General features: G+C 65.5%; 16 protein-coding genes and 1 tRNA gene. 8 read left to right on the top strand and 9 right to left on the bottom strand.

The window, feature by feature from the left end; translation table 11 throughout:
- Positions 1-2: 2 nt before the first annotated feature.
- From lspA to gpmA, 7 genes are all read right to left on the bottom strand, one after another.
- On the bottom strand, positions 3-536 hold the full coding sequence (lspA, locus tag L284_RS40725; protein WP_031342754.1) for a signal peptidase II: 534 nt from the start codon (positions 534-536) through the stop codon (positions 3-5).
- Positions 537-544: 8 nt separating this feature from the next.
- A complete protein-coding gene (gene ileS / locus L284_RS40730; RefSeq protein WP_021235151.1) occupies positions 545-3454 on the bottom strand; it encodes an isoleucine--tRNA ligase in 2910 nt (969 codons plus the stop codon).
- 68 nt (positions 3455-3522) lie between these two features.
- The gene (locus L284_RS40735) at positions 3523-4455 is read right to left on the bottom strand and encodes a bifunctional riboflavin kinase/FAD synthetase (protein WP_021235152.1); all 933 of its coding nucleotides are present in this window, start codon (positions 4453-4455) and stop codon (positions 3523-3525) included.
- Positions 4456-4467: 12 nt separating this feature from the next.
- Complete coding sequence (locus tag L284_RS40740; RefSeq protein ID WP_021235153.1) at positions 4468-4953, bottom strand: dihydrofolate reductase; 486 nt, start codon at positions 4951-4953, stop codon at positions 4468-4470.
- Positions 4954-4960: 7 nt separating this feature from the next.
- Positions 4961-6025 carry a 5-(carboxyamino)imidazole ribonucleotide synthase gene (locus L284_RS40745; RefSeq protein ID WP_021235154.1) on the bottom strand — a complete coding sequence of 355 codons (1065 nt, stop codon included), beginning with the start codon at positions 6023-6025 and terminating at the stop codon, positions 4961-4963.
- 25 nt (positions 6026-6050) lie between these two features.
- Positions 6051-6539: a 5-(carboxyamino)imidazole ribonucleotide mutase gene (gene purE, locus L284_RS40750; RefSeq protein ID WP_031342755.1), complete on the bottom strand. Its 489-nt coding sequence runs from the start codon at positions 6537-6539 to the stop codon at positions 6051-6053.
- Position 6540: 1 nt separating this feature from the next.
- The gene (gene gpmA / locus L284_RS40755) at positions 6541-7227 is read right to left on the bottom strand and encodes a 2,3-diphosphoglycerate-dependent phosphoglycerate mutase (RefSeq protein ID WP_021235156.1); all 687 of its coding nucleotides are present in this window, start codon (positions 7225-7227) and stop codon (positions 6541-6543) included.
- Between the two features lie 152 nt (positions 7228-7379).
- Here gpmA and L284_RS48255 point away from each other — a divergent pair, with 152 nt between their 5' ends.
- The 5 genes from L284_RS48255 to L284_RS40780 all read left to right on the top strand — a co-directional run bounded on the left by L284_RS48255 (position 7380) and on the right by L284_RS40780 (position 12536).
- The gene (locus tag L284_RS48255; RefSeq protein ID WP_160172140.1) at positions 7380-7586 is read left to right on the top strand and encodes a hypothetical protein; all 207 of its coding nucleotides are present in this window, start codon (positions 7380-7382) and stop codon (positions 7584-7586) included.
- 55 nt (positions 7587-7641) lie between these two features.
- Positions 7642-7716, top strand: a tRNA-Thr gene (locus L284_RS40765).
- 186 nt (positions 7717-7902) lie between these two features.
- Complete coding sequence (locus tag L284_RS40770) at positions 7903-10728, top strand: TonB-dependent receptor (protein ID WP_021235158.1); 2826 nt, start codon at positions 7903-7905, stop codon at positions 10726-10728.
- A gap of 14 nt (positions 10729-10742) precedes the next feature.
- Entirely contained in the window at positions 10743-11837 is a 1095-nt protein-coding gene (locus tag L284_RS40775) for a phytase (protein ID WP_052018433.1), read from the top strand.
- A gap of 51 nt (positions 11838-11888) precedes the next feature.
- Positions 11889-12536 (top strand): lytic transglycosylase domain-containing protein, encoded by a 648-nt coding sequence (locus tag L284_RS40780; RefSeq protein WP_021235160.1) that lies wholly within the window; start codon positions 11889-11891, stop codon positions 12534-12536.
- A 198-nt stretch (positions 12537-12734) separates the two neighbouring features.
- On the opposite strand, the gene L284_RS40785 is transcribed toward L284_RS40780, so the two are convergent.
- On the bottom strand, positions 12735-13628 hold the full coding sequence (locus L284_RS40785; protein WP_021235161.1) for a UTP--glucose-1-phosphate uridylyltransferase: 894 nt from the start codon (positions 13626-13628) through the stop codon (positions 12735-12737).
- A gap of 126 nt (positions 13629-13754) precedes the next feature.
- Between L284_RS40785 and murA the strand changes: the two genes are divergently transcribed.
- Together murA and L284_RS40795 are read left to right on the top strand one after the other, a co-directional pair.
- Positions 13755-15038, top strand: a complete 1284-nt coding sequence (gene murA, locus L284_RS40790; RefSeq protein WP_021235162.1) for a UDP-N-acetylglucosamine 1-carboxyvinyltransferase — start codon at positions 13755-13757, stop codon at positions 15036-15038.
- Positions 15039-15098: 60 nt separating this feature from the next.
- Positions 15099-15320, top strand: coding sequence for a hypothetical protein (locus L284_RS40795; RefSeq protein ID WP_021235163.1), 222 nt, complete (start codon positions 15099-15101; stop codon positions 15318-15320).
- A 75-nt stretch (positions 15321-15395) separates the two neighbouring features.
- Here the strand turns inward: L284_RS40795 and L284_RS40800 are convergent, their stop codons facing one another.
- Entirely contained in the window at positions 15396-15629 is a 234-nt protein-coding gene (locus tag L284_RS40800; protein ID WP_021235164.1) for a ribbon-helix-helix domain-containing protein, read from the bottom strand.
- A gap of 93 nt (positions 15630-15722) precedes the next feature.
- On the opposite strand from L284_RS40800, the gene L284_RS40805 reads away from it, so the two are divergent.
- Positions 15723-16049 carry a YnfA family protein gene (locus tag L284_RS40805; protein ID WP_031342759.1) on the top strand — a complete coding sequence of 109 codons (327 nt, stop codon included), beginning with the start codon at positions 15723-15725 and terminating at the stop codon, positions 16047-16049.
- The last annotated feature ends 30 nt before the right edge of the window (positions 16050-16079 follow it).

Below are 16079 nucleotides of genomic sequence, written 5' to 3' on the forward strand. Positions count from 1 at the left end.
ACTCAAATCTCCGGGGCGGCGTCAGGCGCCGTGTCATGTCCGCCATTGGTTTCGGGCTTGTCGCGCGAAAGCAGTGAGCGGGCAAGGATAATCAGGACGCCGACGGTGATGGCGACGTCGGCGATGTTGAAAATGAGAAACGGACGCCATTCGCCGAAATGGAGGTCGGCGTAATCGATCACGAAGCCCATGGTGAAACGGTCGCGGATATTGCCGAGCGCTCCGCCCAGCACCAGCGCCAGGGCGGCGATCTCGCCCAGCTTGCGCTCGCGCAGCATCCAGATGAGGACGAACAGCGCGATCGCGCCGGTCATCGCCACCAGCGCCCAGCGACCTTCCGGCGAATCGGCCGTGAACAGGCCGAGCGAGACGCCCAGGTTCTTGGTCCAGCGCAAGTCGAAGAAGGGCACGATCTCGATCACGCCCACGTCGCGCAGCTTGAGGCCGGAAACCACCCAGGCCTTGAAGCCCTGGTCGATCATGAAGACCACCGCGGCGATGAGAACGCCGATAAGGCGTTTGCGCCAGAGGGACATGCCGCCCGTCACGCTTCGGTCTCCAGCGCGCCGACGACATCGTCGCAGCGGTCGCAAAGGTCGCCGTCTTCCGAAACTTCGGGAAGGTGGCGCCAGCAGCGGCCGCACTTGTGGTCGGTGGAGGGCGTGACGGTCACATCGTCTCCCTGCCCACGCGCGACTTTCGCGGTGATGAACAGTTCGGCCAGATCGCCCTCGGGAGCGCTTGCCGGAACCGTGACTTCGGCGGCAAGGCTGGAGCCGACGATCTTCTCGCGGCGCAGCGGTTCGATCGCTTCGGTCACCTTCACGCGCAGGGCGCGCAACTCGTTCCAGCGGGCGGCGTCGGCTGCCACGGCGGGGACTTCCGGCCATTCGAGCAGGTGCACGCTTTCGCTGCCGGGGAAGCGGCTCTGCCAGACTTCCTCCGCGGTGAAGACGGTGACCGGCGCGGCATAGCGCACCAGTGCGTGGAACAGCGTGTCCAATACGGTGCGATAGGCGCGGCGCTTCGGATCGGCAGGGCTGTCGCAGTAGAGGCAGTCCTTGCGGATGTCGAAGAAGAAGGCCGAGAGGTCTTCGTTGCAGAAGTCCAGCAGGGTGCGCACGTAGGTATTGAAGTCGAAGTCCGCGACCGCCTTGCGCAGCGTCGCGTCGACACCGGCCAGCAGCGAGAGCACGTACCGCTCCAGCTCGGGCATCTCGGCAACCGGCAGCTTTTCTTCGTCCGAGAACCCGTCCAGCGCGCCCAGCAGGTAGCGCAGGGTGTTGCGCAGCTTGCGGTACTGGTCGGCCACGCCCTTGAGGATCTCGTCACCGATGCGGTGGTCCTCGGTGTAGTCCACCGAGAGCGCCCAGAGGCGGATGATGTCGGCGCCGTTGGTCTCCATCACCTTGATCGGGCTGATGGTGTTGCCGAGCGACTTCGACATCTTGAAGCCCTTGGCGTCCATTGTGAAGCCGTGGGTCAGGACCGCCTTGTACGGCGCATGGCCGCGCGTGGCGCAGGATTCGAGCAGCGAGGACTGGAACCAGCCGCGATGCTGGTCGCTGCCTTCCAGATAGAGGTCGGCAGTCGGGCCGACATGATCCTCGGCGGGCACCAGTTCGGGCCAGCGGCCGGATTCGAGCACGAAGGCGTGGGTCGAGCCGGAATCGAACCAGACGTCGAGAATGTCGACGACGCGCTCGTAATCATCGGCGCTGTACTTGGTCCCGAGATATTCCTGCGCGCGCGCGTCCGACCAGGCATCCACGCCGATCTCGCGGATCGCGGCGATGATGCGGGCGTTCACTTCGGCATCGACGAGGTATTCGCCGCTCTTGCGATCGACGAACAGCGTGATCGGCACGCCCCAGGCGCGCTGGCGCGAAAGCACCCAGTCCGGGCGGCCTTCGACCATGGCGCCGATGCGGTTGCGGCCCTTTTCGGGGACGAAGCGCGTTTCGGCAATGGCGTCGAGCGCGGCCTGGCGCAGCGTCGGCGAGGCTTCGGCGGTCTCGTCCTGCGGATCGAGGGCGCCGCCTTCGCCTTCCCAGCGGCGCTCTGCGCGGGTCTTGGAGGGCAGGTGGCCGAGAACCTTGTCCATCGGCACGAACCACTGCGGCGTGCAGCGGAAGATCACCTTGGCCTTGGAACGCCACGAATGCGGATAGGAGTGCTTGTAGTCGGCCGAAGCCGCCAGCAGCGCGCCCGCTTCCTTGAGGTCCGAGCAGATCGGGCCGTCCGGCGCGTTGAACTTGGGATTGATGACCGAACCCTGGCCGCCGAGCCAGCCCCAGTCCTCACGATACTTGCCGTCGGCCTCGACCACGAACTTGGGGCTGATGCCGTTGGCCTTGCAGAGCAGGAAGTCGTCCTCGCCATGGTCGGGCGCCATGTGGACGAGACCGGTGCCGCTCTCGGTGGTGACGAAATCGCCCGCGAGCAGCGGACGCGGTTCTGCGAAGAAGCCGCCGAGGGCATGCATCGGGTGATGGGCGAGGGTGCCGGCGAGCTTCTCGCCGATGTAAGTGCGGTCCAAAGCCCACTTGATGAGGTCCTGCCCACTTTCGGGCATGCCGGGTTCATCAACTTCTTGCAGCCCCGTCCGAGCAAGAAAACCTTCTCGAAGGTCTACAGCGACAAGATATTTGCGGCCGTCGCTAGCATTGACCAGCGTGTATGCAACCTCAGGCCCATAAGCGAGCGCCTGGTTGGTCGGGATCGTCCACGGCGTGGTCGTCCAGATCACCGCATAGGCGCCGACCAGTTCCGGGATCGCGGATTCGGTGATCTCGAAAGCCACGTCGATCTGGGTCGAGACGATATCCTCGTACTCGACTTCCGCTTCGGCCAGCGCGGTCTTTTCGACCGGGCTCCACATCACCGGCTTGGCGCCGCGATAGAGCATGTCGTGCTCGGCGAACTTCAGCAGTTCGGTGACGATGGTGGCTTCCGCCTGGAAGTCCATGGTGAGGTAGGGCTTGTCCCAGTCGCCGTTGACGCCAAGGCGCTTGAGCTGCTCGCGCTGCACGTTCACCCAGTTCTGGGCATAGGCGCGGCATTCGGCGCGGAATTCCTCGGCGGGAACCTCGTCCTTGTTCTTCTTCTTCTTGCGGTACTCTTCCTCGACCTTCCACTCGATGGGCAGGCCGTGGCAGTCCCAGCCCGGCACGTAAGGTGCGTTCTTGCCCAGAAGGGTCTGGGTGCGCACGACCATGTCCTTGAGGATGTGGTTCAGCGCGTGGCCGATGTGCATGTCGCCGTTGGCGTAAGGCGGGCCGTCGTGCAGCACGAACTTCTCGCGGCCGGCGCGGGCTTCGCGGGTCTTGGCGTAAATGTCCTGTTCCTGCCAGCGCGCAAGAATACCCGGCTCCTTCTGGGGGAGCCCGGCCTTCATGGGGAAATCGGTCTTCGGCAGGAAGACGGTCGCTCTGTAATCGCGCTGTTCGGTCATATGCGCTGCGCACTAGAACAAATGCGCGGCGGTTGGAAGTCTGTCGTACCGTCCTCCCGGACGACGTTTCACCCTCTCTGCGACAGCAACTCCCGCGCCCGGTCGCAGTCGCGGTTCATCTGCGCCACGAGGTCGTCGAGCGAATCGAACTTGGCCTCTGGCCGCAGGAAGTGGTGGAAGGCCACCTCGATCTCCTGGCCGTAGAGATCGCCCGAAAAATCGAAGAAGTAAGGTTCGAGCAGTTCGATCGGCGGCTCGAACGTGGGACGCACGCCCATGTTGGCGGCACCGGGGAGCACGCGGCCATCGGGCAGGCGGCCGGTCACGGCGTAGATGCCGTAACGCGGGCGCAAGTAGTGCTGCATGTCGAGATTGGCGGTGGGGAAGCCGATCGTCCGGCCCAGCTTGCCGCCGTGCTGCACCTCTCCGCGCACCGCGAAAGGGCGGGTGAGCAAGCGCGTCGCCGTTTCGCACTCGCCCAGCTTCAGCGCATCGCGGATGCGGCTGGAGGAGACCACGCCTTCATCGTCATGCACCGGACCGACGGTGCGGCCGATCAGGCCGAAGCGCGCGCCCGCTTCGCGCAGGACTTGCGGATTGCCGCCGCGTCCCTTGCCGAAGGTGAAATCCTCGCCGGTGACGACACCGACGCAGCCGAGCTGATGGCCGAGCACCTGCTCGATCCAGTCCGGCGCCGACATTTCCGCCATGGCGCGGTCGAAATGCAGCACGAGCATCGCGTCCGCTCCGGCGGCAGCGAACAGATCCTGCCGCTGGTCCAGCGTGGTGAGGCGAAAGGCGGGCGCATCGGGCTTGAACAGGCGCACCGGATGCGGATCGAACGTCGCGATCACAGCCGGACGGCCCAATTCGCGCGCCCAGCGGATCGCCTCCCCCACCACGGCCTGATGGCCCTGGTGGAATCCGTCGAAATTGCCGAGCGCCAGCACGGCGCCGCGCAGGGCTTCGGGAATGGCTTCGCGGTTGTCGAGACGAATCATGGCGGATCGAGCCTATAGGTCGCGGACCAGCGTGACGAAAGCATGCGCCGGATATTCGCCCGATGCCGGATGTTCCTCTCGCGCCGTTTCGCGCCATTCAGGGCCGGACTCGGGCATTTCGGTGTCGCCGGGATAGGCGGCGTGGATTTCCGTCAGCTCGATGCGGTGCGCCAGCTCCCGGAACAGGCCGTAGATTTCCGCGCCGCCGATCACGGCCACTTCGCCATCACCGGCCAGCGCGAGAGCCTGTTCCACCGAATGGGCCACTTCGGCGCCCTCTGCGGACCACACCGGATCGCGCGTGAGCACGATGTGGCGGCGGCCGGGGAGGGGCGCGGGAAAGCTGTCGAAGGTCTTGCGGCCCATGATCATCGGCTTGCCGATGGTCATGGCCTTAAAGCGCATGAGATCGGTGGGCAGGCGCCAGGGCAGGGCGCCGTCGCGGCCGATCGTGCCATTGGCCGCGCGTGCGTAGATAAGGAAGATGTCCTGCGCCAAGGGCCGGTCAGTCGCGCTGGAAGGTCAGGCGGGTGACGTGGCCCATCTTGCGGCCGGGACGTGCGGCGCCCTTGCCGTAGAGGTGCAGGTGGTTGGCGGGATCGCTCAGAATCGCCTGCCAGTCGTCCGCCTCGTTGCCGATCAGGTTGCGCATTTCCACGGCATCGGCGGCAAGCCCGGTATCGCCCAAAGGCAGCCCGCAGATGGCGCGGACATGATTCTCGAACTGGCTGGTGATCGCGCCTTCGATGGTCCAGTGCCCGGAATTGTGGACGCGCGGTGCCATCTCGTTGAAGACGGGGCCGTTTTCGGTCGCGAAGAATTCCAGCGTGAGCACGCCTACATAGTCCAGCGCGTCCGCTACTTTGGCCGCGAGTTCACGCGCGGCGGGAACCTGTTCCAGCGGGCCCGCGGGTGCGGGCACGGTGCTGAGCGCCAGGATGCCGCCTTCATGCACGTTATGGGCCGAATCGAAATAGCGGATCTCGCCGTCCGCGCCGCGGCACAGGATTACCGAGAATTCCGCGAAGAAGGTGACGAAGCCCTCGTAGATCAGCGGCTGGGCGGGAAGGTCGAGGCCTTCCGCGTCCTCGGGCGTCATGATCCGCCACTGGCCCTTGCCGTCGTAACCGTCGCGCCGGGTCTTGAGAATGCCGGGCACGCCGATCGCGGCGATGGCTTCGGCAAGATCAGCGGCGGAATCGACCGGATGGAACGGAGCAGGGGTGCCGCCGAGGTCCGTGACGAAGCGCTTCTCGTTCAGTCGGTCCTGAGCGGTTTCGAGCGCGAGGGTCTTTGCCAGCAGCGGCACGTCACCCAGCGCGGCGAGCGGGCCGACCGGCACGTTCTCGAACTCGTAAGTGACGACCGCGCAGCCCGCCGCGAACCGGGCCATGGCCTCGGCATCGTCCCAGGCGGCGCAGGTGAACTCGGCGCTGACTTCCGCGGCGATCGAATCGGCTTCAGGGGCGTAGATGTGGCTGCGGTAGCCAAGCTGGGCCGCAGCCATGGCGATCATCCGGCCGAGCTGGCCGCCGCCGAGAATGCCGATGGTTTCGCCGGGAGGGATCATCTTCAGGTGCTTGCTCGATATGAGGTCAGGAGGGACGTTCGGCGACGCTGGCCGTCTGGTCCGCGCGGAAGGTCTTGAGACGCTCGGCCAGGGCGGGGTCGGAGGTGGCGAGGATCGCGGCGGCCAGCAGGCCCGCATTGGCCGCGCCCGCCTCGCCGATCGCCAGGGTGCCGACCGGGATGCCGGCGGGCATCTGCACGATCGAGAGTAGGCTGTCCTGCCCCGAAAGTGCCTTCGACTGCACCGGCACGCCCAGCACGGGAAGGTGCGTCATCGAAGCGATCATGCCGGGCAGGTGGGCGGCGCCCCCCGCTCCGGCGATCACCACCTTGAAGCCTTCGCCCTCCGCGCCCTTGGCGAAATCGACCAGACGCTCGGGCGTGCGGTGTGCCGAGACGATGCGGGCGTCATAGGCGACGCCCAGCTTGTCCAGCATCTCGGCCGCGCGGATCATGGTCGGCCAGTCGGACTGGCTGCCCATGACGATGGCAACAGGAGCCCCCACCCCGTTCATCTCAACGCTCCGAGAGATAGTAGCGGTCGAGCACCGCGAGATCGTCCGCCAGTTCGTAGACGATCGGCTGGCCGGTCGGGATTTCGAGGCCGGTGATCTCGTCGTCCGAAATGCCGGAGAGGTGCTTCACCAGCGCGCGCAGGCTGTTGCCGTGGGCGGAGATGAGCACGTCGGCGCCGGCCTTGAGATGCGGCACGATCGAGCCTTCGTAGTACGGGAGGACGCGCGCGATGGTGTCCTTCAGGCTTTCGGTCTGCGGCACGTCGATCCCGGCGTAGCGTGCGTCGGTGGAGAGATCGAACGCGCTGCCGATTTCTAGGACCGGCGGCGGCGTGTCGAAGCTGCGGCGCCAGATCTTGACCTGTTCGTCACCGTGCTTGGCGGCAGTCTCGGCCTTGTTGAGGCCGGTGAGGCCACCATAGTGACGTTCGTTCAGGCGCCAGTCCTTGGTCTCGGGGATCCACAGCAGGCCCGCCGCTTCCAGCGCGAGATGCAGGGTGCGGATCGCGCGGGTCTGGAGCGAAGTGAAGGCGACGGTGGGCGCGATGCCCTTTTCCTTCAGCAGTACGCCAGCAGCGCGGGCTTCTTCCTCACCCTTTTCGGTGAGGTCGACATCCCACCAGCCGGTGAAGCGGTTTTCGAGATTCCATTGGCTCTGGCCGTGGCGGACGAGGATCAGGCGAGGCAAGGCGTACTCCCAGGTCTCAGCGGCGATCCCCTCGGGAAACGCCCGTTGGCAGACTGACTCTATGTCTGGCGCAGCCCCTAGCTTTCCGATGCCGGTTTGGAAAGACCGCCCGATTCGTTTTCGCTTTCTGATTCGGTGATCGGCAGCGCATCATGGCCGCCGGCATCCAGGGCGCGGGCCTGGGCCTTGCGGCGGCGAAGATTTTCACGAAGCTTGGCGGCGAGCCGGTCCTCGCGGGATTGCTGGGATTGCGTCATGGTGCGGGCATCTTTCGCAGGGCCTTCATGGCCCTTCGGAATGGCTTTCTGAAAAAGAATGCGCAAGTGGTGCTTGACAATCTGCCCGCCCCCAGACATTAGCGCGCCCCTGCCCCGGGTCGCCGGGACAAGCGCTTCCGCAAGGCGGAACTCAGGCGCTGCTGTAGCTCAGTGGTAGAGCGCGTCATTGGTAATGACGAGGTCGGGAGTTCAATCCTCCCCAGCAGCACCATTCTCCCACCATCGAGAACTGGTACTCCTGCAGGCAAGCTGCGGATGTTCCACGTGAAAACGCGTGGAACTGTGACTTTTATGCTGCACTGCGGCTTTGTCACGGAAATGCCATTTCATTGGCACGTAACTGTCATGAGCCCTGCCTAGACGCGCCGCAATTCGTCGCAAAACAGGGTTCCGTCACATGAAAACCTCTATCCGGATCGTCGCCGGACTGCTCGCATCGGCATCGTTCGCCACGATCGCGCAGGCCGGCGAAGTTGCAGGCAGCGTGCATGACGCCTCGGGCGAGCGTCCGCTGCAGTCGGCTTCGGTCCGTATCGTCGAGCTAAACCGCGCGGCCGAGACCGATCGCGCCGGCAACTACGTGTTCGGCGACGTGCCTGCCGGCACTTATACGCTGGAGGCCCGTTACGTCGGCGCCGAAGTGACCACCAAGAACATCACCGTTCCGGCAACCGGACGCATCGGCGGGGACTTCGACCTGCCGGCGATCGGCGGCGGCGACATTCTCGTCACCGGCCAGACCGCCAACCTCACCAGCGCCCTGTCGCGCCAGAAGGCCGCCGACGGCGTGGTTTCCGTGCTGACGCGCGACGCCGTGGGCCAGTTCCCCGACCAGAACGTAGCCGAATCGTTGCGCCGCCTGCCGGGCATCAACATCCTCAACGACCAGGGCGAAGGCCGCTTCGTGGCCGTGCGCGGCCTCGATCCGAACCTCAACTCCACCTCGCTCAACGGCGTGCGCATTCCGGCGCCGGAATCGGACGTGCGCCAGGTCGCGCTCGACGTGGTCTCGTCGGACACCATCGAATCGGTGGAAGTGAAGAAGTCCTTCACCCCCGACATGGACGGCGACTTCATCGGCGCCTCGGTCGAGATCAAGACCACCAGCGCCTTCGATTCGAAGAAGAACCGCTACTCGCTGAACGCCGAAGGCAGCTGGAACGACTATTCGGGCAAGGTCACGCCGAAGGGCGCGTTCGACTTCACGCAGAAGTTGGGTGAGAACTTCGGCATCGCCGGCTCCGTCAGCTACTACAAGCGCAAGTTCGAGACCGACAACGTCGAAGCGGCGGACTGGACCGAGGACGACAACGGCAACGCTTATGCCGAGAGCCTGGAATATCGCGACTACGACGTCGAGCGTACCCGCATCAACGCGGCGCTCTCGCTCGACTGGCGCGTTTCGGACACCACCAAAGCCTATGTGCGCGGCAATTGGGCCCAGTTCGACGATCACGAATATCGCCGCCGCACCACCTTCGACTTCAGCGACTTCGGCGAAGCCAGCAGCGCCACCGGCTCTACCGTGCGCTTCGACACCGCGACGCTCGACGACGGCGACAAGCTGACCATCGAGCGCGACCACAAGGACCGCTTCGAGCGCCAGCGCATCCGCTCGGTGGCCATCGGCAGCGACACCGACACCGGCACCTGGAAATTCAACTGGCAGGGCAGCTATGCCAAGTCGACCGAGAAGGAGACGTTCTCGGTCGATCCCAGCCGCTACACCGCCGAGTTCGAGAACGATTCGGGCGTCGCGATCGACGTGAACAACGGCAACAAGTTCTTCCCCGCCTATTCGGTGGCCAATGGCGCGGCATCCGTGAACGATGCGGGGAACTACGCGTTCGACCGTCTCGAACTGACGACGCTGTCGGACAGCCAGGACGAGGAATGGGCCGCCAAGGCAGACCTCGCCCGCACCTTCGCCGGCGACAATGGCGACTTCACCGTGCAGGGCGGCGTCAAGGCGCGCTGGCGCAAGAAGTCCTACGACTTCAACATGAGCCGCTTCGACGGCTATGACGGCGACTACACGCTGGCCGATGTGCTGGGCAAGCAGACCTACCGCCTGCTCGACATGGGCCCCGTGGCCAGCAAGCGCGGCCCGGCCGACTTCTACCGCGCCAACGAGGACGGCTTCGAATACAACGATGTTGACAGCCTGATCGACAGCTCGACCAGCGACTACTCGGTGCGCGAGGACATCCTGGCCGGTTACCTGCTCGGTCGCTGGGATTCGGCCACCCTGCGCGTGATCGGCGGCGTGCGCGTGGAGCGCACCTACAACAAGCTCAACGGCAACCTCGTCGCCGTCAGCGAACAGGAAGACCCGACCGATCCGGACGAGACGATCTCGGTGGTCGATGTCTCGAGCGTGGGCTACGAGCGCAACTACACCAACTGGCTGCCCAGCCTGACCCTGCGCTGGAGCCCGCAGAGCAACCTCGTCGCCCGCGCTGCCGGCTACAAGACGGTGGTACGTCCCAAGCTGGCGGACCTCGCGCCGCGCTACAGCATCAATGAGGACGGAGAGGCCGAGTTCGGCAACCCCTACCTGAAGCCCTACCAGGCCTGGAACTTCGACGCCGGGTTCGACTACTACTTCACCAACAACGGTGCGATCTCGTTCGGCGGCTTCTACAAGTCGATCAAGGACTACACCTACAGCGCGTTCTCCAGCGAAGAGGGCACCTTCAACGGGGTGGACTATACCGAGCTGCGCAGCCCGGTGAACGGCGATACCGCCACCGTCGCGGGCCTGGAAGCCAGCTTCAGCCAGGTCTTCTCGATGCTGCCCGCGCCCTTCGATGGCCTGCTGACCCAGCTGAACTATACCTACACCTACGCCCGCGGCACGGTGCTGGACGATGACGGCGTGGCCCGCCGCATCTCTCTGCCTTCGTCCTCGAAGAACACCTTCAACGTCGTGCTCGGCTACGAGAAGGGCCCCGTCAGCCTGCGCGCCGCCGGTACCTTCCGTGACAAGTACCTGGACGAAGTGGGCGGCGCCCCGGATCAGGATCGCATCGTCAACCAGCACTTCCAGCTGGATCTCTCGGCCAAGTTCAAGGTGACCGAGAACGTGCGCCTCTTCGCGGACTGGGTGAACGTGAACAACGCCAAGTTCTACGCCTATCAGGATTTCGCCGGTTCCAAGCGTCTCCTTCAGTACGAGGAATACGGCTCGACCGTGAAGTTCGGCGCGAAGGTGACCTTCTGATGAAGGCGCCTTTCATGATAGTCGCCGACATCGTGAAGCAGGGGTCGGGAGCATTGCTCCCGGCCCTTCTGCTTGCCGGATGCGCTACGACCGGGGTGGAAACCGCCGCCGTCCGCCTGCCAGCCATCGACGTTCCGGCGCAGGCCGAAACCGATCCGGTGGGAACCCCCAATGCCGACGCGGCGGACGATCCGGCGATCTGGCGCAATGCCGCCGATCCCGCCGCCAGCCTGATTCTGGGCACCGACAAGAAGGCGGGGCTCTACGTCTACGGCCTCGACGGCAAGGTCCGCGATTTCGCGGCGGCCGGTGCGCTCAACAACGCGGACTTGCGCGAGGTGCGCATGGCCGATGGCTCGAAGCGCATCCTGGTGGGCGCGAGCGACCGCACGGACCGGGCCGAACCGCGCATCGCCCTGTTCAACCTCGACGAGGCCAGCGGCAAGCTCACCGCTCTGGGGGCCGAGGCTTTCCTGCCCGCCGGACATGCCCCGGCAGAGGCCTACGGCTTCTGCATGGGCAATGCTCGCGCCCGTGACGAACTGGCGCGGGCCTATGTCGTGCTCAAGGACGGCTCGGTGGCGGAAAGCCGGCTGGTCGAGAAGGACGGCCGGATCGCGGCGGACTATGTGCGGCTGGTGAAGTTCGCCACCCAGTCCGAAGGCTGCGTGGTCGACGACGCGGGCAAGGTGCTCTTCGTCGCCGAGGAGGATGTCGGGATCTGGAAGGTTCCGCTTGCTGGCGCGACCCTGGTGGCCGAACCTTTCGCGCGTGTCGGCGCGCAGGACGGCCTCGTCGCCGATGTCGAGGGCCTTGCCGTCGCGCGCGAAAGCGGCGGGCGCGCCTGGCTGGTGGCCTCCAGCCAGGGCGACAATGCTTATGCCCTGTTCGACTTGTCCTCCGGCAAGCTCTCCGGCCGCTTCCGCATTGATGGCGGCACGATCGGCGGAACCAGCGAGACCGACGGCATCGAAGTGCTGCTGGGCGATTTCGGCCCGCAGTTCCCCGAGGGTCTGATGGTCGCGCAGGATGGCGACAATGCGCCCAAGGCGCAGAACTTCAAGATGCTGTCCTGGCGGTCGATTCGCACCGCGCTCGGGATCGAGTGACGTGACGCGCCGGCTTGAGGATATCGGTCCTGCTGGAGTATCAGCGCAGCAATGACGCGGATCTCGAATCGCATGAAGGCGCTGGCCGGCATTGCCGTGATGGCAGTGTCCGGCCCTGGCTGTTCGTCGGCCGCCTGGGCCGATGTCCTGCAGGTCGGTAGCGGCGGCTACCAATGGGTGGCGGGCGGTCCGGCGGGGCAGGGCGGCGATACGGTGGGCGCGGACGTGGCGGCGGTGGAAGCGGTTCCGGCCGGGCTCGAAGCCGCGCAGCTTCACCCCCAGTCGATCACCGACGCGCTCGATGCGGCCGGGCCTGATCGCTGGCGTGCCCGCGTGGCGGAACTGGCGGCGAAGTACGACATCAGCCCGACCCTGCTCGAGGCGGTGGTCTGGCAGGAGAGCCGCTGGAACGAGGCGGCACGGTCGCCGGTCGGCGCACGGGGGCTGGCGCAGCTCATGCCCGGTACGGCGGCGCAGATGGGCGTCAATCCTGGCGATCCCAGGGCCAATCTGGAAGGTGGGGCGCGCTATCTGCGCATCCAGCTCGATACTTTCGGCGGCGACATCGAAAAGGCATTGGCCGCCTATAACGCCGGTCCCGGCCGGGTTCTGAAGGCCGGCGGCATTCCGCGCATCCGCGAGACCCAAGCCTATGTGGCCTCGATCATGGCGCGCCTGACAGATCCCGTTCGCCGCTGATTTTGGAGCGCTTGCTCCGGCATACCGAACGCATCCTCACCCTCCTGCCTTCGTCATTGCTTCGCTGCGCTTGCCATGACGAAGGCAGGAGGCGCAGGGTGATGAAAGGGGAGCGGCTCCCGGCAGGAAGCGGGCAAGAAAAAAGCGCACCGCCCGGTCGGGCAAGCGCGCTTTTTCGTATCGTCTGGCCGGAGCGGCTCAGCCGAGCAGCTTCTTGGCGATGGTGCGCACTTCGCTGCCCATATCGGGCCGGTCGAGCGCGATGGCCAGGGTCGCTTCGACGAAGCCGACCTTCGATCCGCAATCGAAGCGCTGGCCTGCGAAGGTGACGGCGTGGAACGGCTGCTCGCCGATCAGCTTGGCCATCGAATCGGTCAGCTGAATCTCGCCGCCGGCGCCTTTGCCCTGGTTGGCGAGCAGGTCCATGATCTCCGGCTGGAGGATGTAGCGGCCGGAGACGATCTTGTTCGACGGCGCTTCCGCCACCTTGGGCTTCTCGACCAGTCCCTTGACCTCGGTCAGCGCGCCGCCGAGCACGTCGAGCGTGGCGCCCGGTGCGATGACGCCGTAGCTGGACACTTCCTCTTCCGGCACTTCCAGCACCGAGACGAGGTTGCCGCCCACTTCGTTATAGGCCTCCACCATCTGCGCCATGCAGCCGGGCGAGCCGTACATCAGCTCGTCGGGCAGGAAGATCGCGAAAGGCTCGTCGCCGATGACGGCGCGGGCGCACCATACCGCATGGCCAAGGCCGAGCGGCACCTGCTGGCGCACGGTGACGAGATTGCCGGGCTGGATGCGCGTGGGTTCCAGCGGGTCGAGCGACTTGCCGCGGGCGGACATGGTCGCTTCCAGTTCATAGGCCGTGTCGAAATGCTCGACGATCGCGGTCTTGCCGCGGCCGGTGACGAAGACGAATTCCTCGATTCCCGCCTCACGCGCTTCGTCGACCGCGTACTGGATCAACGGGCGATCGACGACCGGAAGAAGTTCCTTCGGAATCGCCTTTGTGGCGGGAAGAAAGCGGGTTCCAAGTCCTGCCACCGGGAACACGGCTTTACGGACGGGCTTTTTGAACTGGGCTGCAGACATAGGTAAAGGTCTGACTCCGTTTGGTTACAATGCGATTAAAGCGGCTTCGCAGATGCAGCGCAACAGTCTATCCGTGTTTCTCCGAGGTGTGCTTGCTGCGCGGCCAAATCCGGTTAAAGAGCGGCCATGGACAAGATCATCATCGAAGGCGGCAAGCGCCTCTCCGGCACCATTCCCGTTTCCGGCGCCAAGAATGCGGCGCTGACGCTGCTGCCCTGTGCCATGTTGACCGAAGAGCCGCTGACCTTGCGCAATCTGCCGCGCCTGGCGGACATCGACGGTTTCCAGCACCTGATGAACCAGTTCGGCATCTCGACCATGATCGCAGGCAGCCGTCCGGAAGACTTCGGCCGCGTGATGACGCTTCAAGCGACTCGCATCACCAGTTCGGTCGCGCCTTACGATCTGGTCCGCAAGATGCGCGCCTCGATCCTCGTGCTTGGCCCGATGCTGGCGCGCATGGGCGAGGCCACCGTCTCGCTGCCCGGCGGCTGCGCCATCGGCAACCGCCCGATCGACCTGCATCTGAAGGCGCTCGAAGCGCTTGGCGCCCAGATCGAGATGGCGGCAGGCTACGTTCGCGCCGTGGCCCCCGACGGCGGCCTTCCCGGCGGGCGCTATTCCTTCCCGGTGGTCTCCGTCGGCGCGACCGAGAACGCGTTGATGGCCGCCGTGCTCTGCAAGGGCAAGTCCACTCTGCACAACGCCGCACGCGAGCCGGAGATCGTCGACCTCTGCAACCTGCTGACCGCCATGGGCGCGCAGATCGAAGGCATCGGCACGTCCGACCTGACGATCCATGGCGTCGACCGCCTTCACGGCGCAACCTACATGGTCATGCCGGACCGGATCGAAGCAGGCTCCTACGCCTGCGCAGCGGCGATCACCGGCGGCGAAGTCACGCTCAAGGGTGCCAGGATCGAGGACATGGAAGCCACCGTGCAGGCGCTGCGCGATGCCGGCGTCCATGTCGAGGCCACGGCGGAGGGCCTTCATGTCGCCGCCGACGGTCCGCTGAAGCCGGTGACGCTCTCGACCGCGCCTTACCCCGGCTTCGCCACCGACATGCAGGCCCAGCTCATGGCCCTGCTCTGCCGGGCCGAGGGATCGAGCGTGCTGACGGAGACGATCTTCGAGAACCGCTACATGCACGTTCCCGAACTCAACCGCATGGGCGCCCATATCGAAACCAAGGGCCGTACCGCCGTGGTTCACGGGGTGCAGAAGCTCACGGGTGCCGAAGTCATGGCGACCGACCTGCGCGCTTCGATGAGCCTGGTCATCGCCGGCCTGGCGGCCGAGGGCGAGACCCAAGTGCACCGGCTCTATCACCTCGATCGCGGCTACGAGCGGCTTGAGGAAAAGCTCGCTCTGGTCGGCGCGCAGATCGAACGGGTCGGCGGCGAGTAAGGCAACCGATAGGCGGCATGGCGCGTTGCTTTTCCCGAATACCCGAGAGGAGCAACCACCATGGGCTTGATCAAGTTGGCCGCAGCCGGGGCCATCGGCTACGCGCTCTACAAATATGCGAACCAGAACAAGGCACAGACGGCCACTGCCGGCGGGTCCGACAGCTATCCCGTCCGCGATGCCGGGCCGGAAAACATGACCCACACGCCGCCGCGCTGGTCCAAGACCGACGAAGCGATCGACGAGAGCTTCCCGGCCAGCGATCCGCCGTCGACCTACTGACATAGGCTTCTGCGAGCGATCGCAGCAGGGGGCGGGGCCGCAAGGCTGCCGCCCCTTTCGTTTGATCCCGGAACTTTACAGTCTCTGCGCGGCGATCAGCCAGACCCGGATCGCGCTGGCGAGTCCCGGCGGAATGTCGGCCTCCAGCCGCTCGGCGTCGATCCGCGCCACCAGGGCATTGATCGGAACACCTTCGCTTGCGGCGATCTGCCGGAGCAGATCCCAGAACGCGGGTTCGAGGCTGATCGACGTCTTGTGGCCGGCGATCTCGATCGAACGCTTGACCGGAGGGTGGTAGATCGTCGTCATCCGCGCAGACTAAAGCGTGATACCGAAAGCGGAAAGCGAGAAGACGGTTCGCAGGGCGATGGCTAAGGGACGAGACTGCGCTAAGGGATGAAAATGCAAGCCATTGTCATCTATATCGCTGCCGCCCTGGCCGAGATCGGCGGCTGCTTCGCCTTCTGGGGCTGGCTGCGAATGGGGAAGTCGCCGCTCTGGCTGGTGCCCGGCTGCGCCTCCCTCGTCCTGTTCGCCTGGTTGCTGACGCTGGTGGATAGCGGCGATGCGGGAAGGGCCTATGCCGCTTACGGCGGCGTCTACATCACCTTGGCGCTTCTGTGGCTCTGGCTGGCCGAAGGCGTTCGCCCGGATCGCTGGGACCTGGGCGGCGCCGCGATCTGCCTGGCGGGAGCGGCGGTGATCCTGTTCGGCCCGCACCGGGTCTGATAATCGGAAAGCGGGAAGGACCGACCCGCA

It is taken from the genome of Novosphingobium lindaniclasticum LE124 (assembly GCF_000445125.1).
GTDB lineage: Bacteria > Pseudomonadota > Alphaproteobacteria > Sphingomonadales > Sphingomonadaceae > Novosphingobium > Novosphingobium lindaniclasticum.

Coding starts and splice junctions, on each gene's coding strand:
- lspA (WP_031342754.1), bottom strand. CDS start 536: ATGTCCCTCTGGCGCAAACGCCTTATCGGCGTTCTCATCGCCGCGGTG.
- ileS (WP_021235151.1), bottom strand. CDS start 3,454: ATGACCGAACAGCGCGATTACAGAGCGACCGTCTTCCTGCCGAAGACC.
- L284_RS40735 (WP_021235152.1), bottom strand. CDS start 4,455: ATGATTCGTCTCGACAACCGCGAAGCCATTCCCGAAGCCCTGCGCGGC.
- L284_RS40745 (WP_021235154.1), bottom strand. CDS start 6,025: ATGATCCCTCCCGGCGAAACCATCGGCATTCTCGGCGGCGGCCAGCTC.
- purE (WP_031342755.1), bottom strand. CDS start 6,539: ATGAACGGGGTGGGGGCTCCTGTTGCCATCGTCATGGGCAGCCAGTCC.
- L284_RS48255 (WP_160172140.1), top strand. CDS start 7,380: ATGGCCGCCGGCATCCAGGGCGCGGGCCTGGGCCTTGCGGCGGCGAAG.
- L284_RS40770 (WP_021235158.1), top strand. CDS start 7,903: ATGAAAACCTCTATCCGGATCGTCGCCGGACTGCTCGCATCGGCATCG.
- L284_RS40775 (WP_052018433.1), top strand. CDS start 10,743: ATGATAGTCGCCGACATCGTGAAGCAGGGGTCGGGAGCATTGCTCCCG.
- L284_RS40780 (WP_021235160.1), top strand. CDS start 11,889: ATGACGCGGATCTCGAATCGCATGAAGGCGCTGGCCGGCATTGCCGTG.
- L284_RS40785 (WP_021235161.1), bottom strand. CDS start 13,628: ATGTCTGCAGCCCAGTTCAAAAAGCCCGTCCGTAAAGCCGTGTTCCCG.
- murA (WP_021235162.1), top strand. CDS start 13,755: ATGGACAAGATCATCATCGAAGGCGGCAAGCGCCTCTCCGGCACCATT.
- L284_RS40795 (WP_021235163.1), top strand. CDS start 15,099: ATGGGCTTGATCAAGTTGGCCGCAGCCGGGGCCATCGGCTACGCGCTC.
- L284_RS40800 (WP_021235164.1), bottom strand. CDS start 15,629: ATGACGACGATCTACCACCCTCCGGTCAAGCGTTCGATCGAGATCGCC.
- L284_RS40805 (WP_031342759.1), top strand. CDS start 15,723: ATGCAAGCCATTGTCATCTATATCGCTGCCGCCCTGGCCGAGATCGGC.